Origin of the sequence: Geothrix sp. SG200 (genome assembly GCF_022808935.1) — a bacterium.
Taxonomy (GTDB): Bacteria; Acidobacteriota; Holophagae; order Holophagales; family Holophagaceae; genus Geothrix; species Geothrix alkalitolerans.
Genome location: NZ_JAKZFR010000004.1, coordinates 273,726 through 295,623, shown reverse-complemented (window position 1 = coordinate 295,623; position 21,898 = coordinate 273,726). Strand labels below are relative to the sequence as shown.

Here is a 21,898-nt window from a genome sequence, read left to right as displayed (position 1 = left end):
TCCTGCCATGCGCCTAACCTCTCGCTCAACTCGGACCCCGCCTGCATTGTCTTCCGCTCTCTCTCAGCTTCTCGCTTCCTCGGCTCCGCTCAGCGCCTCGGTGCAGGCGGGTCCGGTTAGCTTCATTAGTTAGGCCTCGTTCACCCGCCTATTTCTATCTGCTGGGTGATGGAGCGCTGGTTCAGCTTCATCGTTCCGGTTCGCTCCAGCGACAAATCCACATCGGTCCTCGGTTTCCCACTCCTACTGAATAGGGTTATCGCTTACTCATCAACCGTCGGCCCATGGATTTCTGCCATCATCGAAGTCACTTCAAAGCATCGACCTTCACTTCCACGCGATAACTCCGGTGTTCTCCTTTTGGGCTCGTCGGCATGAACGCTCACTCCCACTCAAGCAGGCTCAAATCCAAGCGCGCCGCGTATTCGGGGCGCCACTGCTTAGGGCTCGGCCTAACCTTGCGTTCAACTCGGACCCAACCGCGCTTTGTTGGCGCTCTCCCGTGAACGCCCTGATTCCCGTTCCCCTCCACTCGACCGGTTCGCGGTTGGGTCCGGTTAACTTCATTCGTTAGCTGTCTCCATTAGGCCATATATGACTCTCGACGAATGCGAACAGATATTTGACGAGATCAACCAGTCGGTTGACCCTCAAGTGTTGGCCATGCTTCTTGAGCGTCTGCTAAGTGTTTACCCCGTACTTAATTTTGAGATGGGCCGTGGAAGCTTGTTCTATCGAGCAAGGAAATCGGATTCAAGTCCCTATCAAAATATTTCCGAAATGTCTTCCCCGCCGCCATCGCAAACACGAGTCGGAAGGTTGAACGATCCAGGTAAACCATGCCTTTACGCAGCAACGCGCAGCGGAACAGCCCTTACTGAACTTAGTGCCTCAGACGGTGAATATTTTCATATTATGGGTTTCAAAATAAAACCAAACCACGCCATTAGAATTGGCACCATCGGTGAGCTATATCATGTTCACAAAACCGGGTATCTCAAATCTCTCGGAACAGACCCACACGGAGTCATTGGCAAAATGCTCAACAGCGAAGGGCTAGAGAAAGGGAAGCTACTTTGCTACATCGATGCATTTCTTGCTGAACTTCTCGCCGATCCAAACGCAAGCTCCGTTGACTATATTCGTACTCGCTGTTTGGCAAAGCTTGCATACACAAAGTCCGGAGTTGGGGGGTTCTTTTACCCCAGTGTCCAAGACCAAAGCGGGATGAATTTGACATTCTCAGTTGAAGCATATTTGAATGCCACTCAGCCAGTCTGTATTCGCCTTGTTCATATAACCAAGAGTAGGAAATATGGCCTTCATGACTATTCTGTTCTTGCAGAGGGCCATGACATTAAGCCAGATGGTTCATTGATTTGGGGTTCACCACAAGCGCAACACATCGGCACATTTTTCAATCAAACTCACAACGAGGCTCAGTTCCTAAGGGACAATGGCCTCACAAACCCTAATGCCATGGCAGAGCTCTCCAAGTTCTCGTCCCGTGACAGCTAACCCTCCGCTCAAGTCGGACCCCGCCTGCATTGCCTTTCGCTCTCTCTCGCATTTCGCTATCTCGGCTCCGCTCATCGCCTCGGTGCAGGCGTGGCCGCTTAGCTTCATTCGTTAGGCTACACTACTTACACCCACTTACTTCTATAAGGGCCTCATGATGAAATCCACCTACACACGAATCAGTATAGTAGCCATACTTTTTATACTATTTGGCTGTGGAGGCGGTGGAAGTAGCGACTCGCCTACAACTAACAATCATACAAATTCACCAAGTGATACGTATTATTACGGAGCGTCTTCAGGTGGATATTTGAACGTTCCTATACGGCTTAAGTTCACTGGGGCCGATCCCGTTAGTACTACCAATTCTGTACCTGTAATAGCAGATTTTATTTTTTTTGGGGATTTACACACCCTAACCGGTACATTCAATGCGCAGGCTAAATCTTTTCAAGCAAGCGATGCAGCTTTCGTCTTTCACGGAAACCTAAACACTAGTAAAGCACGCATTACTGGCAGTTTTACAAGCACTACCTACTCCAGTGGAATTTTTATATGTGAACCACCTACCAATTCAATAAATTTGGATCTATGTTTCTCTGGAATAATTAGTGGGAATGCTAATGGCCATATATCTATGTGGCGCGATGGCAATCTCAATATCATCGGTTGCGCTGTGGGCTACACCAGTGGTGGCAATTTCTCCAATTTCTTCCAGGGTAGCGTCGATGCAACATCACAGTTCCAGGTCACCGGGTTGGATAGTAATGAAAACTTGGACCCGAATATCATCAGCGCCACGGGCTTACTTTCAATCAACGGCACTACCACTGGCAGCGGACGAATCATCACTGATGGATGCAGTTTCTCTTTGACCAGGCAACCAAGTTTACCTTGATTTTTATTATCGGCTTTATCTTTGTATATAAAACAATTCTGCTTCTATTTGCCTAACCCCCAGCTCAACTCGGACCCCGCCTGCATTGCCTTCCGCTCTCTCTCAGCTTCTCGCTTTCTCGGCTCCGCTCAACGCCCCGGCGCAGGCGGGTCCGGTTAGCTTCATTCGTTAGGCCTCGTTCGCCTGGCTCTGTCTGTCTGCTGGGTGGTGGGGTGTTGGTTCGGTGTCGTCAGCCTGGCTCGCTCCATCGGCAAAGCCTCACCGTTCATCATCCTTCTGGCTCTACTGAATAGGGTTATCGCTTACTCATCAACCCTCGGCCCATGGATTCCTGCCATCATCGAGGTCACTTCAGCAGCTCGGCCCTCACTCTCACGCGATAACTCCGGTGTTCTCCTTTTGGGCTCGTCGGCATGAACGTTCGCTCTCAATCAAGCAAGCTCAAATCCAAGCGCGCCGCGCGTTCGGGGCGCTACTGCTTAGGGCTCGGCCTAACCTCGCGCTCAACTCGGACCCAACCGCACGTGCCTTCCGCTCTCCCGTGTGCGCTGGGCTTTCCGTTCCCCTTCCCTCGTCCGGCTGCGGTTGGGCCGGTTAGCTTCCATCGTTAGGCCACACTTCAAAGGTGTCTCATGTTGAAGTCACTTACTGAGCAAGAGATCAAGTCATTCTTAGAATCCAACTCTCTCTACTCACCTGCAGTTTTTTCACCAAAGACTCAACTTACCAAAATCGATACACCACAATTAGATTTGCTTTGCACTAAATGCAAAATTTTTCGTCCGTTTAATAGTGATAGCCCCAAACCGGTTAAATACCCACCCATCACACCACTTTTATCTCCCGGCCACCGTCACCCTGAGTTAGAATTCGGATTAACATACTGCTCTTTTACTTGTGTTACGTGTAATGAATGCCAATATAAATTTATGATCAATGTAACCAAAAACGAAGCAACATTAAAAATTGAAAAAGTTGGCCAATATCCCAAATTCAAACTTCAAAGAAATAAATATATCGAAAAATTTTCAGGGAAAGATATTGATTACTATGAAAAGGCAATAGCGTGCGAGGCAAATGGATATGGCATCGCTGCTTTCGCGTATTTTAGAAGAATTCTAGAATCCAACATCGAGACACTTCTGGAAATGATTAATGATGAGGCCACGGCGACAGGTCAACCAAGCACGGTCGTTGACGCATTGAACGAATTGAAAAAAGATTCTCCAATGAGTTCCAAAATTGAGATTGCTAATAATGCTCTTCCTCCTCATTTGCTGATAAATGGAATTAATCCATTAGGGAAGCTCTATAAAGTTCTGAGTGAAGGAGTCCATAAAACCCCGGATGAGCAATGTTTAGAATTGGCTCATCAAATCAAAGATTGTCTACAGTACCTACTGGCTGAGCTTTCAGATAGGAAAACCAACAGAGTGTCTTATGCAGCCCGATTGGGCAAACTGTGATGGCCTAACCCTCCGCTCAACTCGGACCCCGCCTGCATTTCCTTTCGCTCTCTCTCAACTTCTCGCTTCCTCGGCTCCGCTCAGCGCCTCGGTGCAGGCGGGTCCGGTTAGCTTCCTTCGTTAGGCGCTGCATATGCTTCGATACAGATCCTGGTTTGCGGCTGTCGGAATTGCAGTCGGGATTTCTGGATTACTTTGTGTGGCGGGCTATGTTGCTGGGCGAAGGTTCGCCATTAGGACAGTTTTTCAAGAACTCAACACTCTTGCCTCCAGAAATCAAGCTGACGATGAAGAGATGCTTGCCCACTTAAAAAAGGAAGCGCCTACGGTTGATGGTTATGCGAATCGGATATATATTCAAAACCTGATTTCTTCTATGGAAAATCGACCTTCTGGCTTTATTTGTCTTGATGACACAACCAAGGATCTCTTCACCTCTGCTCAACGGATGATGCTGGAAAAATCGCTCAAATCTTACTTTGCACAAGTCTATTGGGGAAAGGGTAATATTCCTCCCAAGTACTTCGACGCCAATGGTGAACCTATCAATGGGTTTGTATTAGGGTATTCAATCAAGGTTTACCCTGGAATTGTGAAAATCAGCACCTCTTCTTGGTCGGGTTTTTTGAGCGGCGGGGGCCATACAGATATCTACACCTGGAAGGGACTCGGCTTCCGCTTTCACAAGCAATCACAAATGTGGAGATCTTAACCGAGCTATCGACGCGCCTAACCCTCCGCTCAACTCGGACCCCACCTGCCTTGCCTTTCGCTCTCTCTCAACCACACGCTTCCTCGGCTTCGCTCAGTGCCTCGGTGCAGGCGGGTCCGGTTAGCTTCATTCGTTAGGAGCCCTCGATGTATTCCGTTCACCAGATTGCATTGTCCATTGTCGTAATCGGAATGCCCGCCTTCTCCCAAACAGCAAATTTCAACTCGATTAACCCAAGTGCAGAAGAACTAAAGGCATATACAGACATTTCAAATGAGGTATGGGCAAAAATGGGGAGACCTGCCGCACCGCCTTACCCAACTCTTTCAAAAATATCAGGCTTCTCTGGGCCGGTAGAAATTCTTCTCGAAGTCGACACTTCTGGGAAAGTCACCAAGGCCAATTCATTGAAATCTACGGCCTATCACCCCTCCTTGGCTCCCATGGCCATCTCCTGGAGCTCAACGCTGAAGTTCCCACCGGCTGAATCCACGGAACTGCTAACTCGAAAATTTAAAATATTCGTCGTCTTCTCAAAACCAGGAAAGGTCGAGATTCGGCCTAGCTTGGATACTCAGTTCAATTAGGTTTTTCAATCACGATACGACCCGCCCGGGGCCCCTAACCCTCCGCTCAACTCGGACCCCGCCTGCATTGCCTTCCGTTCCCTCTCAACTTCTTGCTTCCTCGACTCCGCTCATCGCCTCGGTGCAGGCGGGTCCGGTTAGCTTCATTCGTTAGGCAGGTCATCATGCGATTGCCTTACCTCTGCCTTATTGCACTTTTCGCTTCTGGCTCTCTATCCGCCCAAACCAAACCAAAACTGTCCACAACGGTTCAGCTAATCAACAACGACTTGGTTATTGGCAAGGGTTCGCTTGCTCTTGTAAAGGTTCTCAACAAGGGTGACCGTCCGGTCTTCATTGACCAAGAGCAAGTCCAGATATACGCAGAATTTCAATATCCAGACATTCCATACATCCCTCCCGGAATTCCTGGAGGCATCATCGCTGCCAGGAGCCTGAAAACGGATCCCGAGAAGCGAGACATACAATCTTCCATCATCATTGCCATCGAACCAGGGCAAACATTTGTACGGCTCATTCAGGTCCGAGCAGCGTCAAGAGCAGGCCAGGCCGTTCTCCATGTGTCTGCGTTCGCTCCCGTATCTTCCATCGATGCGATCAATCAAACCACCTGGCCATACATCGCTCTCATGGCGAGTAATCAAGTCAACATTCGGCCAAGTGCTAAAAAGTAGCCGTACAAACAAACACCGAACCTGCCTAACCCTCCGCTCAACTCGGACCCCGCCTGCATTGCCTTCCGCTCTTTCTCTTCGTTCCGCTTCCTCGGCTCCGCTCAGTGCCTCGGTGCAGGCGGGGCCCGGTTAGCTTCATTCGTTAGGTTGCTTCACCGATGGCCACTCCTCCACAAATTCCTAATCCACCAGAGTTCTCCGAGGAACTCAGAAAGTCATGCCAGGAATCAGGCGATTTTCTGCCTATGTTGTTTGAGTGGTACAAATTTGTCGCAGTTATATGTAATTTTTTCGCTAGGCTTCGGCCGGATTCTCCAGCACTCAGAAAACTGGAGCCCATTCACTATTCAGTTTGCAGTGGTCTACTGAATCGCTGTTCACGCCTAATGCTTTCTAATGTCGCCCTCTCACACAAAGGTAAGTTTGGAGAAACGACTGCAATCATTGATAGATCAATATTTGAATCGTGTGTAAAACTCTCATGGCTCTGCCAGAATGCGGATCCCAACTTTTTCGAAAGATATTTAGCGGATGGCTTGAAGTCTGAACTTGAGCTCAAATCTGAAATCGAGAAAGCAATAGAGGTACGCGAGGGTCAGGTTCTGGTTATTGAAGCCAGAATGCTTGCCTCAATTCAAAGACATATCGAGTCATCTACACTTTCCGAAGCTCAAATTCGTGCGGCAAAGAAGCTCCCAGACTTGGCTGCGATGCTTGAGACTCTTGGCCGCTCGAGACTTATGTACGTTGTAGGCCAAAAAATCGGATCGCATCATGTCCATGGAACATGGCCGAGCCTCAAGCAACACTACCTTGAGCTCACCCCTGAGGGCCATTGGGCTCCACGAGACCACGATTGCTCAACCCATCGAAACCAGTATATTTATATCTCACTGGCAGTACTTGATGCTCTCAGGTCATTTATTGATTACTGCATCGAAGAACCAAGAGAAGTCGATGATTTTATCGGGCTATTCGATTCAATCGAGGAAGAGATCATGAAGATTATGAAAGCCGGTGATGGCAATGATTTTGACCCCGCTCCTGCAACCTAACCTCTCGCTCAACTCGGACCCCGCCTGCATTGCCTTCCGCTCTCTCTCAGCTTCCCGCTTCCTCGACTCCGCTCAGCGCCTCGGTGCAGGCGGGGCCGGTTAGCTTCATTCGTTAGGCGCGCGCCAATCCTGGAGTTCACTCAGATTCGAAGGAGCTCTCATGTTGTGGGTTCATCCAGATGTATGGACGCTCCGTGAACTGTTGGCTGTGTACCCGGAAGCAGAGCTATTCGATTCCGAGAATGACTGCCCAATCAGTTATGAATCAATTCACGAAACAGTCATGCGCGAGCATGGAAGAGAACCGTCTGTCGACGACGTCCGTTGGGACCGGGTGTTTCTGCAATCCTCGGATGGTTCGATCATTCCGCTATCCGCTGCAGAGGTGAGACTAGCTGAAGGCCTCGATGAGCTTCAGCAAAAATACCTTCAAGTTATCGATGAATTGAATGAATTAAAGGGCCGCCCCTAGGCCCTGCTATCGTTTGTATCAAATACCCATCAGCGCCTAACCCCTAGCTCAACTCGAACCCCGCCTGCATTGCCTTCCGCTCTTTCTCTTGTTCTCGCTTCCTCGACTCCGCTCTGCGCCTCGGTGCAGGCGGGTCCGGTTAGCTTCCTTCGTTAGGCACCGAAGGAGAGGTCATGACAGCTCAAGAAGAATCCCTGCACGACATCATCCTCGCTCGAGAGAACGAATGGATGGGTGCATGGCTAAAGCGCGACCGCGCCCTCGCAGACTCCATTCTTGCTGAAGAGTTCACCTTAGTTAGCTCCCTTAGCGGCGAGATCTTTTCCAAAGCCCAATGGCTTGATGGCGCCATGGGACCGATGGTGGGTGAGTCATTCCACTTTGAGCGGCTCCAAGTCAACGGCTACGGCGACACTGTTGTCTCGATCGCTTGGTATCGCCAAAAGGCGACCGCTCGGGGTCAAGACTGGAGTGGGGAGTTTCGGATGACGGACGTCTGGCATTACCGAGAGGGCCGGTGGCAGGCCGTGGCAAGGCACTCCACGTGGTTAAATGCCGGTGGTGCCTGACAAATCATTCAAGCCGAACCCGCTTCGCGGGTCGGCTTAATTCTGGTGTTAGGCCTCTCACAAGCCCCAAAGCCAGCATCGATCAAGGCATAGAGCACCATGGCTAAATACCTGATCTCCTTCCCCAGCGCTGCGATGGACGTTCCCAACGGCGAGTTGGAGGCCGTAGGCCGCGATGCGCATGCCGTGATTGAAGAGGCGAAGGCCGCTGGCGTTTACATCTTCGGCGGTGGCATCGACGAAGACGTGCCACCAGTGCTCGTTTCTGCCGATGGCTCGGTCGCCAAGGGTGGCTACCCGTGGGCGCCCATGCTCGATGGAGGGCTCACCGTACTCGAACTGCCCTCACGCGAAGAGGCGGTCTCGTGGGCTGCACGCATCGCGAAGGCCTGCCGCTGTGACCAAGAGCTGCGCGTCTTTGGGCTCGACTCGCGGTCCTAATGGTGCCTACACACATATCGGCCTAACCCTCCGCTCAAGTCGGACCCCGCCTGCATTGCCTGCCGCTCTCTCTCAACTTCTCGCCATCCCGGCTCCGCTCGTCTCCTCGGCGCAGGCGGGTCCGGTTAGCTTCATTCGTTAGGCATTCTCTCAGGGCTTTAATGACCAAATATCCGATGTCCAAGCAAATTCTAGGCTTCTTTGGGTGGCTCTCTATTTGCTTCACAGCCGCAGCACTTGGCGCCCTCGCCTCCGCACAAGCTGGATCTTTCTATAAGGCGCTCATTCGCCCACCATGGGCGCCACCCGGATGGCTTTTCGGTCCAGTTTGGACTGTCCTCTACATCCTGATGGCTATTTCAGCCTGGCTTGTATGGCGGGCATACGGTCTTCGAAAGGCCGGTCCCGAGCTCACTCTGTTCGTTTTCCAACTAGCCGTAAACGCCCTGTGGACTTGGTTGTTTTTTGTTTGGCATCTCGGCGCCCTGGCCTTCGCTGAGATCCTATTTTTGTGGCTGTTGAGCATCGCCACCGCAATTATGTTCTGGCGCCGAAATCGTTTTGCGGGTGCTTTGTTTATCCCTTATTTAGCCTGGGTGTCTTTCGCTTCCGTTCTCACCTGGGCAGTATGGAAAAGCAATCCCCACATCCTTGCCTAACCCTTGGCTCAACTCGGACCCCGCCTGCATTGCCTTCCACCCTCTTTTCGCTTCTCGCGTCCTCGGCTCCTTTCATCGCCTCGGGGTCGGCCGGTCCACTTGGCTTCCTTCGTAACGAATATCAGCCCCGGGAATGTCGATTCCCTGCCTCCTCGTTCGACTACGTAGGCGAGGCGAAGGGTTAACCGGGCAAGATCGCCCGGAGGCCCCCGCCTGCCAACCGGAGGGTCTCATGGGGAACCTCACTCGAATCAGGAACAAACGCATTGCCGCATTTCTTTTGCCTCTAGCCACAGCGGCCTTCCTCCTCACCTTGGGCACCGTCACGCTGGCGGCAGCGCCACACTCGGCGCCACCTGGGAAGATCCAGAACAAACAAACCGTCCGGACAGGTTTCGCTCCCGTCAACGGCCTGCAAATCTATTTCGAGATTCACGGCGTCGCGAACCCCACGCAACCACCGCTCATGCTTCTACATGGCGGCGGCGACACCATCCAAACATCATTCGGCCAGATCCTACCATTGCTGGCTGGCGACCGACAGGTCATTGCCTTCGAGCAGCAGGGATACGGACACACGGCGGACATCGCCGATCGGCCGTTCAGCTTCGAGCAATCGGCTGACGACACCGCGGCCCTGCTGGAGTACCTGCACATCGAGAAGGCGGACCTGTTCGGATACAGCAACGGAGGCACCATCGCCCTTCAGGTGGCGATCCGGCATCCGAAAGCCGTACGCAAGCTGGTGGTGGCGTCGGCTCTCGTCAAACGCGATGGGGCCTACTCATGGCTCTGGGATGCGATGTCCAACGCCAAGCTAGAGGACATGCCGCAAGAGCTGCGGAAGGAGTACCTCAAGGTCGCGCCTCGGCCCGAGAACCTGCGGATGATGCACGACAAGGCCGTCCAGCGTATGCGCGATTTCAAGGACATCCCGGCCGGTGCCATCCGCAGCATCACCGCGCCGACGCTCGTGGTGGTCGGCGATGCCGACGTCATCCGACCGGAACATGCGGTGGAGACGTTTCGGCTCCTTCCGCACGCCCAGCTGGCCGTGCTCCCTGGTACCGATCACATGCAGGTGACGTCGCGCACCAGGTGGCTGGCGTCCATGATCGGCGGGTTTCTCGACGCGCCGACAGCCAAGTGACCGGCGCCGGCTCGTCCTCCTTCCTTTGCTCGCGCTCGAATGTACCCGACCACTTATTCGAGCCGAACTCGCCACGCGGGCCAGATGGATTCTTGTATTAGGCATCGAGAAAAACCGCCTTCTCTTTGAATGCGAAGAACTCGGGTTATCCAGGCACAGCAGACATCGCCGCGCCACCCACTGGGGTCGCGCCGATGACGCTCGTTTGCGTTCGCCACGCGCCTCGCCGGACACATCAACCAACACCCATAAGCATCTTCAATGTTGTGGCGTTACCATCAGCTCGACCCAGTCGCCTACCTAACCCTCAGCTCAACCTGGCCCCCGCCTGCATCGTCTTCCGCGTTCTCTCAATTTCTCGCGGCCTTGGCCCCGCCCCTTTGACTCGGTGCAGGCGGGTCCGGTTAGCTTCTCTCGTTGGGACCCCTAAGGAGGCAAATGAGCCACCACAACCTGAAAACCGCCGCTGCCTCTAAACCTGCCTGGAGATCCACTGTCCTTACAACTGTCGGTGGAGCGAACATCAAGGTCATGCAGATGGACAGTGCTCCCTATCCAGATGAGTCACACGATTATCCGGAGTGTTTGCTGGTGACCGACGGCCAAATCAATCTTCAAATTCACGAAGAATTAGTCATCGTTCGAGCTGGCGAAATGTACGTCATTCCTCCTGGAGTGGCCCACGCCGTGGCGCCAGGTAGTTCGGGTACCTGCCTCATCATTGACCAATGATCGCCCTGACCTTGCGCTCAACTTGGGCCTCGCCTGCATTGCCTTCCGCTCTCTCTCAACATCTCGCTTCCTCGGCTCCGCTCAGTGCCTCGGTGCAGGCGGGTCCGGTCAGCTTCATAGTTAGACGGCAAGCCCGCACATTTCCATAGGTCACCACAATGCCGACACTCGAAACATTAGAGAGATTCATTGCTCGGATCGAATCGAATTCTCACGCAGAGGCACTTGAAGAGTTCTATACCGAGGACGGCTACATCCAGGAGAACCAGTCCGAACCAAGGATTGGACGCGATGCGCTAGTAAGCAGAGAACGCGAACTTATGGCGAGAGCTGGCAACGTCACTTCTACATGCATCAGACCAGTTTTCGTAAACGGAGATTGCGTCGTCATTCGCTGGGTCTTTCGTTTCGAGTGGCTAGATGGAACCGTGACTGAGATGGAAGAAATTGCTTATCAAAATTGGGAGGAGCAGAGGATTATTGGAGAAACATTTTTCTATGACCCGGCGCAACGTAATCCAAAAAAAGTTTAAGCTGACGTTTAAATTTCGCCGCCTAACTCTCCACTCAACTCGGACCCCGCCTGCATTACCTTCCGCTCTCTCTCAACTTCTCGCTTCCTCGGCTCCGCTCTGCGCCTCGGTGCAGGCGGGTCCGGTTGGCTTCATTCGTTAGGTCGCACCGAATCATCTAGCTTCCGCGTCCCGGGGGTCCAATGCTTCGTTATGCACTTGCCTGGATTCCAATGCTCGTGCTGGCCATTGCCAATGGCGCACTCAGGCAAGCTCTCTTTGCCAAGCTGGTGCCTGAGCTGCAAGCCCATCAGCTTTCAACGCTCACGGGCTCAATTGTTATCGGAGGATTTATCTGGCTCGTCATTAGAAAGTGGCCTCTATCCTCAAACCGGCATGCACTCATGGTTGGTGGCATGTGGTTGGTGCTTACAGTCGCATTCGAGTTCTTCATGGGCTTGGTGCTTGCGGGTCGGCCAATCCAGCAGGTCCTATCCGATTACAACGTTTTGGCAGGTCGGGTTTGGGTTTTCTTCCTTATCTGGCTTACTCTGGCGCCACGTCTCTTTCACAAACTCAACCAGCGGCCTAACCCTTAGTTCAACTCGGTCCCCGCCTGCATTGCCTTTCGCTCTCTGTCAGCTTCTCGCTTTCTCGACTCCGCCCAGCGCCTCGGTGCAGGCGGGACCGGTTAGCTTCATTCGTTAGGCACTTTCGTTCCTTCATAACCTGTTTCTGGAGGGCTCGATGAATCAGACTGAAATAATCAAAGTCGGTCAACTCGAAATTAAATACTTAATCGATGGCGCTGCGAAGGGCACTATGGGTGTCTTCGAACTGCTGGTTCCTCCTGGTTCGAATGTCCCACCACCTCACAGCCACACATTAACTGAAGAGTGTGTTTATGTCCTTGAAGGCGTATTGAGATACTCCGTCGATAGCACGGTGAGAGATCTAGGGCCGGGTGAATGGATGCACACCCCCATGGGCTCGGTTCATGGGTTTAGCAACCCATCTGACACACCCGCACGCGCACTTATCGTACTGACTCCAGACATTGGGGCCCAATTCTTCCGTGATGTCGGCACCGTCGTAAATACCGGTGCACCCCCAAACCGGGCTGAACTTCTTGCGGTTATGGCACGTTATGGCCTCGTACCTACGCCTCCACACGCCTAACCCCGAACCCAACTCGGACCCTGCCTGCATTGCCTTCCACACTCTCTCAGCTTCCCGCTTCCTCGGTTCCGCTCGTCGCCTCGGTGCAGGCGGGTCCGATTAGCTTCATCGGTTGGGCATCTTAAGAAAGCGACCATACAACATGCATCCCGTCGAGGCTCAAATCCACAAAGCAGACCAGGCCATCATGGCGGAAGATTTAGAAACACTCGGCAATATCTATACTGAGGATGCTGTTCTGGTTGTAAAGCCGGGCCTGAACGCGGTTGGGCGAACTCAGATACAGAAGGCGTTCGAGGCTATCGCAACCTACTTCCAGCACTCGTTGGTCGTCAAGCAAGCAGGCATGACCGTTCTTGAGGCAGGCGACACTGCGCTGGTGCTGGCCAAAACCATTGTCTCAGCTGCCAATCTTCCAGAGACTGAACGCAAAGCAACATATGTCTTCAAACGCACCGCTTCCGGCGAATGGCTTTGCTCTATCGACAACTCGTACGGCCATGACCTAATCGATTCCCACGATGCCTAACCCCTAGCTCAACTCGGACCCTGCCTGCATTGGCTTCCGCTCTCTCTCGGCTTCCCGCTTCCTCCGTTCCGCTCGTCGCCTCGGTGCAGGCGGAGCCGCTCAGCTTCCTTCGTTAGGCCCAACTCAGGAGTCAATGTATGCGCGGTTCTGTCAATGAGGCCCAGGCCCCGCTTAGAGTCAAATATAAGGATTCGCCAGATAGTTCGATGGTTCTTGATCATGCCATCGCCTCTTCTGGTGACCACTCCGATCCATTCCATTCAAGAGTCGAACCAATGGATGGATGTGGCGTCGTCATTCCAGTAGGAGTTCACCAGGCTGTTGGTGGTCCACATGATGCGCCTACCCCGGGCGACATTCTTTGTGCGGCTCTCGCTGCGTGCCAAGATTCATCAGTGCGCATGGTTGCCAATCTTCTTGGAATAGAACTTTCCTTCCTTGAGGTCCGAGTCACTGCTGAGGTGGATGTGCGAGGAACCCTCGGGCTAAGCAAGGATGTTCCTGTTGGATTTCAATCCATCCGATGCGAAGTGAACCTGAAAGCGAAAGAAGGTACGAACCCGGAATTGTTGAAAAAGTTGAGCGCCGCTTCGGAATACTGCTGCGTAGTCCAACAAACGTTAAAGAACCCACCACGAGTTCAAACTCAATTCAATTTTTAATGCAGCACATAGCCCGGACCAACCTCTCGCTCACCTCGGACCCCGCCTGCATTCCCTTCTGCTCTGCTTCATTTCCCTGCTTCCTCGACCCCGCTCACCGTTTCGGTGCAGGCGAGTCGGTTAGCCGGCCCACGAAGCCCACCCCGGCGTTGCAGCGGCCTGCCGGGGTCGTGCCGATGACGCTCGTCGACCCTCTGCGCGATTCACCGGACACGGGAACCAGCGTCCATGAACGCCTTTACTGTGATGGTGTCAGGCACCTTCGAAGATGTTGAGTAGGATAAGGCAGCGGCGCGCCTGCCTCCCCCTCAATCCGGACCTCTCCGACCTTGCCTTCCACGCTCTCCCAGCCCCCTGCCTCCTCGGCTCCGCTTGGCGCTTCGACGCAGGCGTGCCCGGGTGACGCCAATGGTTAGGCCACCCATGCTTCCCGAGTCCTTCGCCATGATCGGTGCCATCGTCGGCTCGCTCGGCGGCTTCTATTACCTGTACGAAACCATCGTCGGCAAAACCCAGCCCAACCGCATCACGTGGCTGCTTTGGGGAATCTTGCCGATGATCATTTTCGTGGCGCAAAGGGCGCAGGATGTGAAGGGTTTGTCGTGGGCGTCGTTTGCCGCCGGGTTCACGCCCCTGCTGATCGTTGCGGCGTCTTTCTTCAACAAGAAGGCCTATTGGAAAACCGAACCGCGCGACTACTACCTGATGGCAGCGGCCATCATCGGCATTGTCCTCTGGGCCATGACCGACAAGCCGAACCTGGCCATCCTGTTCTCGCTGCTGGCCGACATGCTGGCGGGCCTACCGACCCTCATCAAGTCGTATCGCCATCCCCATTCCGAGAGCTGGGTCGCCTACGCAGTCAGCGCGCTCGGCTTCGGAATCAGCTTCCTGTCGATCCAGGCCCACACCTTTGAAAATACAGCGTTTGTCGCGTATCTCTTCATCCTCAACGGCACCGTGGCTGTGCTGGCCTCGCGAAGCCGCAAGCCTGAACGGGCCGCCAGCTCCATTCGTTGAGCTCGGCACCAATCCGCCCCCCCATCACTTCGTTCGACGGGCAGCCCATGAGCCACCGGATCCGATCGGCCGACCTGTCCGATGCCTCTGACATCGCGCGCCTCTCCGGCACCCTCGGATATCCCGCGGGGTGCGAGGAGATCGCCCGGCGGCTGACCTTGCTGTTGCCCAATCCTTCTCACCTGGTGCTCGTGGCAGAACCGCTCGAAGGCCGCGGCCTCCTCGGCTGGCTGGCTGCGGAGCGTCGCGTCACCCTTGAATCGGGAACCAAGTTCGAGATCGTGGGCCTGGTCGTGGATGGGACGGCCCGACGGTCCGGGATCGGCAAGGCGCTGGTCGAAGCCGCGGAACAGTGGGTCCTGGATCAGTCGGGAACGGGCCTCGGTGTCAGGTCGAATGTCCTGCGGCCCGAGTCTCACGGGTTCTACGAGTCGCTCGGCTACCTCCGCAGGAAGACCCAGCACGTCTACCTCAAGAGCCTGCGGGACTGACCCTGGCCACCCTGGACCCGATCGGCACGGCCTTCCGCATCCGTTCTCGCCTGGGCAGAATGATGCAGCGATCCCCATATCCGTGGCTGCTCTTTCCCACCCGGGGCTTCCACGCGTTTTTTCTTCTGCCATTCATGGAGCCGTGATGAGCCTGGAAACCAAGTGCGCCTGCGTGATGCTGCTGGCCCTGCCCTTGATGGGACAGGTGGCCGCCCGGCAGGGAACCGTGGCGGATGTGCGTCAGAGCGAGTTCTCGTCCCCGATGGTCCTCGAGCTGCCGATGGACAGGCTCAACGTCGCGGAGCCCGCGAACATGTACTCGTTCACGGACCAGGGGACATTCGTCTGCGATGACGTGTCCCTTCCCCTGGTCGTGGTGAAGAAGACCGTGAATGACAAGGCCAAGCAGGTGGAGCTGAAGATCCAGTCCACGGCCTACGTGCGCCCCTCCTTCGACCGGAAGGTGGTCCTGCGCTATTCGGTCCTCCGCTCCGGACAGCCGCTGGCGGCCTTCACGGAGCAGGAGATCTCGGCCAAGGAGAAGAAATACAGGTCCGACAGCTCCACCCTTGTGATGTCCAAGGACGAGTTCGACAGCCTCTTCCAGGGTGGAAGCCACGGGGTGCTCAAGATCGTCATGGTCGTCACGCCGGATCGATGATGCGGCCTTAGACAGGCCCCGGCTGGACCGGGTGCGCCTGGCAGCGCCTTGGCAGCCGCGAGCAGGCGTCCGGGGATTCGAGCCCCCTATCGCCGTCTTTCCTCGGCCTCGGCATCCTCTTCCTCTTCTTCCTCCTCGATGGCCGCCAGGGACACGGGATTGCCCCGAAGATCCAGGGGCGAGCCATCGCCCGGGATGAAGATCTCGTGGTCCGCGTCCCAGCGCCCCCGCAGCTCGTCGCCATCCGTGAAGAACCTGGCCTCCCCGGCCTCGGGAAACACGGCGACCCACCTTGCCTGGGTTCCGTGCTGCTCGTAGGCGACGAGGACCCACCAGGCCTCGCCGCGGGCCTCGGTGGTTTCGAGGGTTTCCATGAGCGTGTACGGCGGCGGGAAGGCCTGGCCGCGCATCTCATCCAGATCCCGGATCACCCTGGTGCGCAACATGGCCACCTCCTCGGCCTGTCCCGTGACGAAGAAGAAGGACGATCATAACTCCGAGCGGAAAGGGCCGGATACCGGATTTTCCTCCCCGGGCGCGAGGCGTGGACGGGCTCGTCTTCTGCCATGGGAACATTCACCTTGCGGGGGAGACTCAGACCCTGACGGAGGAGCCGGTCGGATCCCTGGGAAGGTGGCGGGCCCGTCCCTGGAGCCTGATCCTGGGCCTGGCGCCGGAGCCATGCGGAGGTGCCCATGAAGCCTGCTTCCTTCCTCGCCACGGCCTTTCTCGGCATCGTCGCCCTGGCCCACCTGGTGCGGGTGATCCTCGGGCTGGAGGTCCAGATCGGCCGGGCCCTCATCCCCACCTGGATGAGCCTGGCGGCATTCCTGTTCTGCGGAGCCCTGGCAACGATGCTGTACCGGGAAAGCCGCGCAGGTTGACCGCAGATGGATCGCGGGTCGACCATGGACGGCATCCATCACCAAGCTCTGCCATGGGGGTTCCCCTGATCATCAGGCCCGAAACAGCGGCGGACATTCCCGCCATCGATCGAATCAACCTGGAAGCCTTCCAGAACCACCCCTACAGCCGCCAGACAGAGCACCTCATCGTCCGGGCCTTGCGGGCTTCCGGCGCCCTCACCCTATCCCTCGTGGCCGAACGGCAGGGCCAGGTGGTGGGCCATATCGCCTTCTCCCCGGCCCTCATCCAGGGCGAAGACCTCGGCTGGTACACGCTCGGCCCCGTGGCTGTCCTGCCTTCCCACCAGAGGCAGGGCATCGGCGCATCGCTCATCAGGGCCGGCCTGGATGGCCTCCGCTCCCTCGGGGCGAACGGCTGCCTGCTCGTCGGCGATCCGGCCTACTACACCCGTTTCGGATTCAGGCACGTCCCTTCGCTCGGCATCCACGAGGTGCCTCCGGAATATGTCATGTGCCTTCCCTTCACCGGGGACGTCCCGAGTGGGCTCGTCACGCATCACCCGGCCTTCTTCACCACGGCCTGACCCTCCGCCCGCCAGCCTCCGGGCAGAACAAAACGCCATCTTTTTGCCAAGCGACCGGCCCTGGCGTCATGGGGGAACCGGGCTATCTTCATCCCTGCAGCGTTCATGCAGATGCAGTCTCGATCTCACATCGCGGATCCGGCCTGACCGCCGCCGGGTCCCTCCCGGGAGCTTCCCCATGGCCGAGCTGAGTCCAGACCAGGTGGCCGGGAACTGGGGCGCCATCGCCCCGGACTATGAGCGGGCCTTCGAGGGTCTGAGCGGCCAGTTCGCGGCGCACGCACTGCGGTTGCTGAGCCTGCGGCGGGGCGAACGCGTCCTTGACGTGGCCGCGGGCACGGGGATCTTCGGCCTGATGGCCGCGCGGGCCGGGGCGAAGGTCCTCGCGACGGACTTCGCCCCGGGCATGGTGGACCGGCTCCGGGAGCGCATCGCCGAGGAACAGCTCTCGGGCATCTCCGCCGAGGTGATGGACGGGCAGGCCCTGGACGTTCCCGACGGAGCTTTTGACGCCGGCGCCTCGGTGCTGGGCCTGATCTTCTTCCCGGACATCGACCGTGGCCTGGCCGAGCTTCGGCGCGCCCTGCGCGGAGGCGGGCGCGCCGCGATTGTCTGCTGGCGCGATCCCGCCAACCTGCAGCTGATGACATTGGTGCGTCAGGCGGTCCAGAAGGTGGTCCCGGGGCTTCAGCCCCCCGCCGCGCCGCCCGTGTGGGCGAGGCTCAGCGGCGCCGGGACGCTGAAGGCCCGCATGGAAGCGGCCGGCTTCCGCGAGGTGGAGGTCGTGACCTCCACGGCCGTGCAGGAGATCGACGAGCCGGAGGCCTACTGGTCGGGCTTCACGCGGTCGGCGCCGCCCCTGGCCCACCTGTTCAGCCAGCTCGGACCCGAGGCCACTGAAGCCGTGGGGCGCGAGTACATCGAGGCCCTCCGCGCCCGGTCCCGCCGCGGGATGCCCGTCATGAGGGCGGAGGCCTGCATCGGCCTCGGCCGGGCCTGACATGGACGCGGACCGCACCGGCCCCGGGGTCCGCCTCCCGCCGCCCCTCGTGTTCATCGCGGGGCTGGGCCTCGGTTTCCTGCTCCAGCGCCGCTGCCCGCTGCCCTTCGCCGCGCCGGAAAACCCCCTTCCGCGGCTGCTGGGCGGCGTGCTCGTCCTCGGCTCGGCAGCCCTGGCGCTCTGGGGCTTCCTCACCTTCCGCCGGGCCCGCACCACGGTGCGACCCGATCGCCCCGCCTCGGCGCTCCTCACCGCGGGGCCCTTCCATTTCACCCGGAACCCCCTGTACCTCAGCCTCTCGCTGCTCCACGCCGGCACGGCCCTGCTGGCGAATGCGCTCTGGCCCGCGCTCATGCTTCTGCCCGTCCTGCTCGTCATCCGCTTTCATGTCATCGCCCGGGAGGAGCGCCACCTCGCGGCCCGCTTCGGGGCGGACTACCAGGCCTACCTGCGGAGCGTCCGGCGCTGGCTCTAAGGCCCGGCACACGAACTATGCTGGGGACATGACCGATTCGTTCCTCGCGCGCATCCCCACGCTGGCCGACGCCGAGCTGCGCCGCTACCTGGAACATCCCCATGGCTACAAGACCGAGGCCGTGGAGGCCGCCCTGGCGGAGCTGGGGCGGCGGGGGGCGGCGATTCCCGAGGCCGACCTGGCGCGGGTGCGGGAAGCGCTCCGGTCCCGGGAGGCACGGCAGGCCTCGCAGGCCGGCCGCCTGCTGGGGACGGACCCGCTCGTCCGGAAGCACCGCATCCGCCGCGTCATCGCAGGCATCCTGACGGCGGGCCTTGGCGGGGCCGCCCTGATCTACCTGCGGGCCACGCCCCGGATGGCCAACCCCCTGGGCTACGAGCCCGAGGACACCAAGAAATACCTGCGGGAACTGGAGGTCTACGGAGGGAAGCTGAACGTCCTGGTCACGGAGTTCCGGCGCTGGTTCGAGGGGCTCTGGCAGGGCCGCTCCCTGGCCGCCACCGTGGCCGTCCTGACGCTCCTCCTCGCTTTCGGCTTCTGGTTCGTGGCCACCCGCCTGGCCCCGGACGGGGAGGGCCGCTGACATGGCCTCGAAGCCACGGGCCCAGACACCGGGCCAGACGCCGGGCCAGACACCGGGCCAGGCGCCGAAATCCCCAGCCCCGGCCCGTCGGCCCGCCAAGCCGGGCCTGCACCCCCGCAACCGCCACGGCGACGGCTACGACTTCCCGCGTCTGGTCGCCGCCAGCCCCGAGCTGGGGCCCTTCGTGCGGCGCGCCCCCCATGGCGGGCCCACCATCGACTTCGCGGATCCTGCGGCGGTGAAGGCCCTGAACCGGGCCCTGCTGCTGGAAGCCTATGGCATCCGCGGCTGGGACCTGCCACGCGGCGCCCTCTGCCCGCCCATCCCCGGCCGCGCGGACTACCTGCACCACCTGGCGGACCTGCTGGCGGAGGGCGGACCCATCCCCCGGGGCGCCGCCGTGCGCGCGCTGGACATCGGCACCGGCGCCAGCCTCATCTACCCGCTGCTGGGCCACCGGGAGTACGGCTGGTCCTTCGTGGCCTCGGACCTCGACGGCGCGTCGCTGGCCTCGGCGGCCCGCGTCCTGGCGGCCAATCCCGGCCTGGAGGCGGCCATCGCCCTGCGCCGGCAGCCCGATCCCCAAGCCATCTTCCGGAATGTCGTGAGACCGGCCGAGCGCTTCGACCTGACCCTCTGCAACCCGCCCTTTCACGGCTCGCTGCGAGAGGCCCGGGAAGCCGCCCAGGCCAAGTGGCGGAAGCTGGGGCGGGGAACCGCCGGGGCGGCCCGCAACTTCGGCGGCCAGGGGGCAGAGCTGTGGTGCGAGGGCGGCGAGGCGGCCTTCGTCCGGCGCATGATCGCGGAAAGCGTGGACCTCCAGGCCCAGGTCCGCTGGTTCACCACACTCGTCTCCAGCTCCGCGAATCTGCCGGCCCTCCAGCGGGCGCTCCGCCAGGCCGGGGCGGCGGAGGTCCGCACGGTGCCCATGGCCCAGGGCCAGAAGCAGAGCCGCTTCGTGGCCTGGACCTTCCTGGATCCCGAGGCCCGGAGGGCCTGGTGGGATGGGTTGTGATCCAAGGTTTCGGACAAATCGGTATGATTTATCCGTCGCCGGAGTCCCCATGTTCGCCGTCCGCCGCCTCCCCGCCCTGTTCGCCCTGCTGATGCTGGGGGCGCACTTCCTCCGCTCCGGCGAGCTGCTCCTGGTGCTGCTCTGCCTGGCGCTCCTGGTGCCACTCTTCATCCCGAGGCCCGCCGCCCAGGCCACGGTCCGCTGGGTCCTGGCTTTCGGCGCCCTGGTGTGGCTGTGGACGCTGGCCCAGGGCATCCGCCAGCGTCTGGCCTTCGACGAGCCCTGGCTGCGCCTGGCCCTGATCCTCGGCGCCGTGGCGGCGTTCACGGCCTGGGCCGCGTGGCTGCTGCGACGCGGGAAAACCGAGGAAAAGCGCTGACAGGGTCAACGGGATGAAAGGCTGGATCAACAGAATTTAAAGGCTTTAAACCTGTTAATCCAATCTTTTAATCCTGTCGATCCTGTCCATCTTGTTCTCAAAACACCGACCACCCCGTCCGCGTCGTGAAGCGGTCGAGGGCCTCGACGCCGGCGATGCTGTTGCCGTGGGGGTCGAGGGCGGGGCTCCAGACGCAGAGGACGCCGCGCTCGGGCAGCACGGCCAGGATGCCGCCGCCCACGCCGCTCTTGCCCGGCAGGCCCACGCGGTAGGCGAAATCGCCGGCGGCGTCGTAGGTGCCGCAGGTGAGCATGATCGAGTTGATGCGCTTGGACTCGCTGCGGGAGAGCAGGCGCGAGCCGTCCGCCCGCAGGCCGTGGTTGGCCAGGAAGAGGCCGGCCTTGGCCAGGTCCGCGCAGCTCATGGCGAGGCTGCACTGGCGGAAGTAGTGGTCCAGCACCCGGTCCACGGGGTTCTCCAGGTTGCCGCAGCTGGCCATGAAGTGGGCCAGCGCCGCGTTGCGGTGGCCGTGGGAGGCCTCCGAGGCGGCCACCTCTGCATCCACGTCCAGGGCCGGGTTGCTGCTTTCCGCCCGGAGGAAGTCCCGCAGCGTGCCCAGGGAATCGCCCGTGAGCGTGAGCAGGCGGTCGATGAGGACCAGGGCCCCGGCATTGATGAACGGGTTCCGCGGGATGCCCTTCTCGTATTCCAGCTGCACCAGCGAGTTGAAGGGGTTGCCCGAGGGCTCGCGGCCCACGCGCTTCCACAGGGCCTCGCCGTCCCGGGCCAGCACCAGGGCCAGGGAGAAGGCCTTGGACACGCTCTGGATGGAGAAGGGCGTGCGCCAGTCGCCGGTGCCGAAGAGCTGGCCATCCGTGGTGGCGAGGGCCAGGCCGAAGCGCGCGGCGGGCACGGAGGCCAGGGCCGGGATGTAGTCCGCCACCTTCCCCTGCGCCGCCAGGGGCGCGGCTTCCACCGCCAGGTCGTCGAGGAGGGCTTGGAGGTCCAT

30 protein-coding genes are annotated in these 21,898 nt (G+C 58.6%); 28 read left to right on the top strand and 2 right to left on the bottom strand.

What is annotated here, in order from left to right; genetic code table 11:
• The first annotated feature begins 594 nt into the window (after positions 1–594).
• The 21 genes from ML539_RS10600 (at position 595) to ML539_RS10505 (ending at position 15,987) form a co-directional block, all read left to right on the top strand.
• A complete protein-coding gene (locus ML539_RS10600) occupies positions 595–1,518 on the top strand; it encodes an RES domain-containing protein (RefSeq protein WP_243323600.1) in 924 nt (307 codons plus the stop codon).
• Positions 1,519–1,672: 154 nt separating this feature from the next.
• The gene (locus ML539_RS10595; protein WP_243323598.1) at positions 1,673–2,416 is read left to right on the top strand and encodes a hypothetical protein; all 744 of its coding nucleotides are present in this window, start codon (positions 1,673–1,675) and stop codon (positions 2,414–2,416) included.
• Positions 2,417–3,048: 632 nt separating this feature from the next.
• Positions 3,049–3,882, top strand: a complete 834-nt coding sequence (locus ML539_RS10590) for a hypothetical protein (protein WP_243323596.1) — start codon at positions 3,049–3,051, stop codon at positions 3,880–3,882.
• A 133-nt stretch (positions 3,883–4,015) separates the two neighbouring features.
• Positions 4,016–4,594 carry a hypothetical protein gene (locus ML539_RS10585; protein WP_243323594.1) on the top strand — a complete coding sequence of 193 codons (579 nt, stop codon included), beginning with the start codon at positions 4,016–4,018 and terminating at the stop codon, positions 4,592–4,594.
• A gap of 146 nt (positions 4,595–4,740) precedes the next feature.
• On the top strand, positions 4,741–5,181 hold the full coding sequence (locus ML539_RS10580; RefSeq protein ID WP_243323592.1) for a hypothetical protein: 441 nt from the start codon (positions 4,741–4,743) through the stop codon (positions 5,179–5,181).
• 164 nt (positions 5,182–5,345) lie between these two features.
• Positions 5,346–5,855, top strand: a complete 510-nt coding sequence (locus ML539_RS10575) for a hypothetical protein (protein ID WP_243323590.1) — start codon at positions 5,346–5,348, stop codon at positions 5,853–5,855.
• A gap of 158 nt (positions 5,856–6,013) precedes the next feature.
• Positions 6,014–6,910 (top strand): DUF5677 domain-containing protein, encoded by an 897-nt coding sequence (locus tag ML539_RS10570; protein WP_243323587.1) that lies wholly within the window; start codon positions 6,014–6,016, stop codon positions 6,908–6,910.
• Positions 6,911–7,070: 160 nt separating this feature from the next.
• Entirely contained in the window at positions 7,071–7,382 is a 312-nt protein-coding gene (locus ML539_RS10565) for a hypothetical protein (RefSeq protein WP_243323585.1), read from the top strand.
• Between the two features lie 173 nt (positions 7,383–7,555).
• The gene (locus ML539_RS10560) at positions 7,556–7,951 is read left to right on the top strand and encodes a nuclear transport factor 2 family protein (RefSeq protein ID WP_243323583.1); all 396 of its coding nucleotides are present in this window, start codon (positions 7,556–7,558) and stop codon (positions 7,949–7,951) included.
• A gap of 99 nt (positions 7,952–8,050) precedes the next feature.
• Positions 8,051–8,392: a hypothetical protein gene (locus ML539_RS10555; protein WP_243323581.1), complete on the top strand. Its 342-nt coding sequence runs from the start codon at positions 8,051–8,053 to the stop codon at positions 8,390–8,392.
• A gap of 176 nt (positions 8,393–8,568) precedes the next feature.
• Entirely contained in the window at positions 8,569–9,051 is a 483-nt protein-coding gene (locus ML539_RS10550) for a TspO/MBR family protein (protein ID WP_243323579.1), read from the top strand.
• A gap of 232 nt (positions 9,052–9,283) precedes the next feature.
• Positions 9,284–10,201, top strand: a complete 918-nt coding sequence (locus ML539_RS10545; protein WP_243323577.1) for an alpha/beta hydrolase — start codon at positions 9,284–9,286, stop codon at positions 10,199–10,201.
• Positions 10,202–10,639: 438 nt separating this feature from the next.
• A complete protein-coding gene (locus ML539_RS10540) occupies positions 10,640–10,933 on the top strand; it encodes a cupin domain-containing protein (RefSeq protein WP_243323576.1) in 294 nt (97 codons plus the stop codon).
• A gap of 158 nt (positions 10,934–11,091) precedes the next feature.
• Positions 11,092–11,466, top strand: coding sequence for a nuclear transport factor 2 family protein (locus ML539_RS10535; protein ID WP_243323573.1), 375 nt, complete (start codon positions 11,092–11,094; stop codon positions 11,464–11,466).
• Positions 11,467–11,678: 212 nt separating this feature from the next.
• Positions 11,679–12,044 carry a hypothetical protein gene (locus tag ML539_RS10530; protein WP_243323566.1) on the top strand — a complete coding sequence of 122 codons (366 nt, stop codon included), beginning with the start codon at positions 11,679–11,681 and terminating at the stop codon, positions 12,042–12,044.
• Positions 12,045–12,192: 148 nt separating this feature from the next.
• Positions 12,193–12,624 carry a cupin domain-containing protein gene (locus ML539_RS15705; RefSeq protein ID WP_347710756.1) on the top strand — a complete coding sequence of 144 codons (432 nt, stop codon included), beginning with the start codon at positions 12,193–12,195 and terminating at the stop codon, positions 12,622–12,624.
• A 142-nt stretch (positions 12,625–12,766) separates the two neighbouring features.
• Positions 12,767–13,153 (top strand): SgcJ/EcaC family oxidoreductase, encoded by a 387-nt coding sequence (locus ML539_RS10525; protein ID WP_243323563.1) that lies wholly within the window; start codon positions 12,767–12,769, stop codon positions 13,151–13,153.
• 137 nt (positions 13,154–13,290) lie between these two features.
• Positions 13,291–13,815, top strand: coding sequence for an OsmC family protein (locus ML539_RS10520; RefSeq protein WP_243323561.1), 525 nt, complete (start codon positions 13,291–13,293; stop codon positions 13,813–13,815).
• A 444-nt stretch (positions 13,816–14,259) separates the two neighbouring features.
• The gene (locus ML539_RS10515; RefSeq protein ID WP_243323553.1) at positions 14,260–14,835 is read left to right on the top strand and encodes a hypothetical protein; all 576 of its coding nucleotides are present in this window, start codon (positions 14,260–14,262) and stop codon (positions 14,833–14,835) included.
• A 47-nt stretch (positions 14,836–14,882) separates the two neighbouring features.
• Positions 14,883–15,326, top strand: coding sequence for a GNAT family N-acetyltransferase (locus ML539_RS10510; protein ID WP_243323545.1), 444 nt, complete (start codon positions 14,883–14,885; stop codon positions 15,324–15,326).
• Between the two features lie 145 nt (positions 15,327–15,471).
• A complete protein-coding gene (locus ML539_RS10505) occupies positions 15,472–15,987 on the top strand; it encodes a hypothetical protein (RefSeq protein ID WP_243323536.1) in 516 nt (171 codons plus the stop codon).
• Positions 15,988–16,073: 86 nt separating this feature from the next.
• On the opposite strand, the gene ML539_RS10500 is transcribed toward ML539_RS10505, so the two are convergent.
• Positions 16,074–16,433, bottom strand: a complete 360-nt coding sequence (locus ML539_RS10500; protein ID WP_243323534.1) for a hypothetical protein — start codon at positions 16,431–16,433, stop codon at positions 16,074–16,076.
• 249 nt (positions 16,434–16,682) lie between these two features.
• Here ML539_RS10500 and ML539_RS10495 point away from each other — a divergent pair, with 249 nt between their 5' ends.
• From ML539_RS10495 to ML539_RS10465, 7 genes are all read left to right on the top strand, one after another.
• Positions 16,683–16,871 (top strand): hypothetical protein, encoded by a 189-nt coding sequence (locus ML539_RS10495; protein WP_243323523.1) that lies wholly within the window; start codon positions 16,683–16,685, stop codon positions 16,869–16,871.
• 65 nt (positions 16,872–16,936) lie between these two features.
• Entirely contained in the window at positions 16,937–17,437 is a 501-nt protein-coding gene (locus ML539_RS10490) for an N-acetyltransferase (protein WP_347710761.1), read from the top strand.
• A 178-nt stretch (positions 17,438–17,615) separates the two neighbouring features.
• Positions 17,616–18,437 carry a methyltransferase domain-containing protein gene (locus ML539_RS10485; protein WP_243323518.1) on the top strand — a complete coding sequence of 274 codons (822 nt, stop codon included), beginning with the start codon at positions 17,616–17,618 and terminating at the stop codon, positions 18,435–18,437.
• Between the two features lies 1 nt (position 18,438).
• Positions 18,439–18,912 carry an isoprenylcysteine carboxylmethyltransferase family protein gene (locus ML539_RS10480; RefSeq protein WP_243323510.1) on the top strand — a complete coding sequence of 158 codons (474 nt, stop codon included), beginning with the start codon at positions 18,439–18,441 and terminating at the stop codon, positions 18,910–18,912.
• A 28-nt stretch (positions 18,913–18,940) separates the two neighbouring features.
• Positions 18,941–19,495 (top strand): hypothetical protein, encoded by a 555-nt coding sequence (locus tag ML539_RS10475; RefSeq protein WP_243323502.1) that lies wholly within the window; start codon positions 18,941–18,943, stop codon positions 19,493–19,495.
• 1 nt (position 19,496) lies between these two features.
• Positions 19,497–20,510, top strand: coding sequence for a 23S rRNA (adenine(1618)-N(6))-methyltransferase RlmF (rlmF, locus tag ML539_RS10470; protein WP_243323494.1), 1,014 nt, complete (start codon positions 19,497–19,499; stop codon positions 20,508–20,510).
• Between the two features lie 49 nt (positions 20,511–20,559).
• A complete protein-coding gene (locus ML539_RS10465; RefSeq protein ID WP_243323492.1) occupies positions 20,560–20,889 on the top strand; it encodes a hypothetical protein in 330 nt (109 codons plus the stop codon).
• Between the two features lie 97 nt (positions 20,890–20,986).
• On the opposite strand, the gene ML539_RS10460 is transcribed toward ML539_RS10465, so the two are convergent.
• On the bottom strand, positions 20,987–21,898 hold the full coding sequence (locus ML539_RS10460) for a glutaminase (RefSeq protein WP_243323490.1): 912 nt from the start codon (positions 21,896–21,898) through the stop codon (positions 20,987–20,989).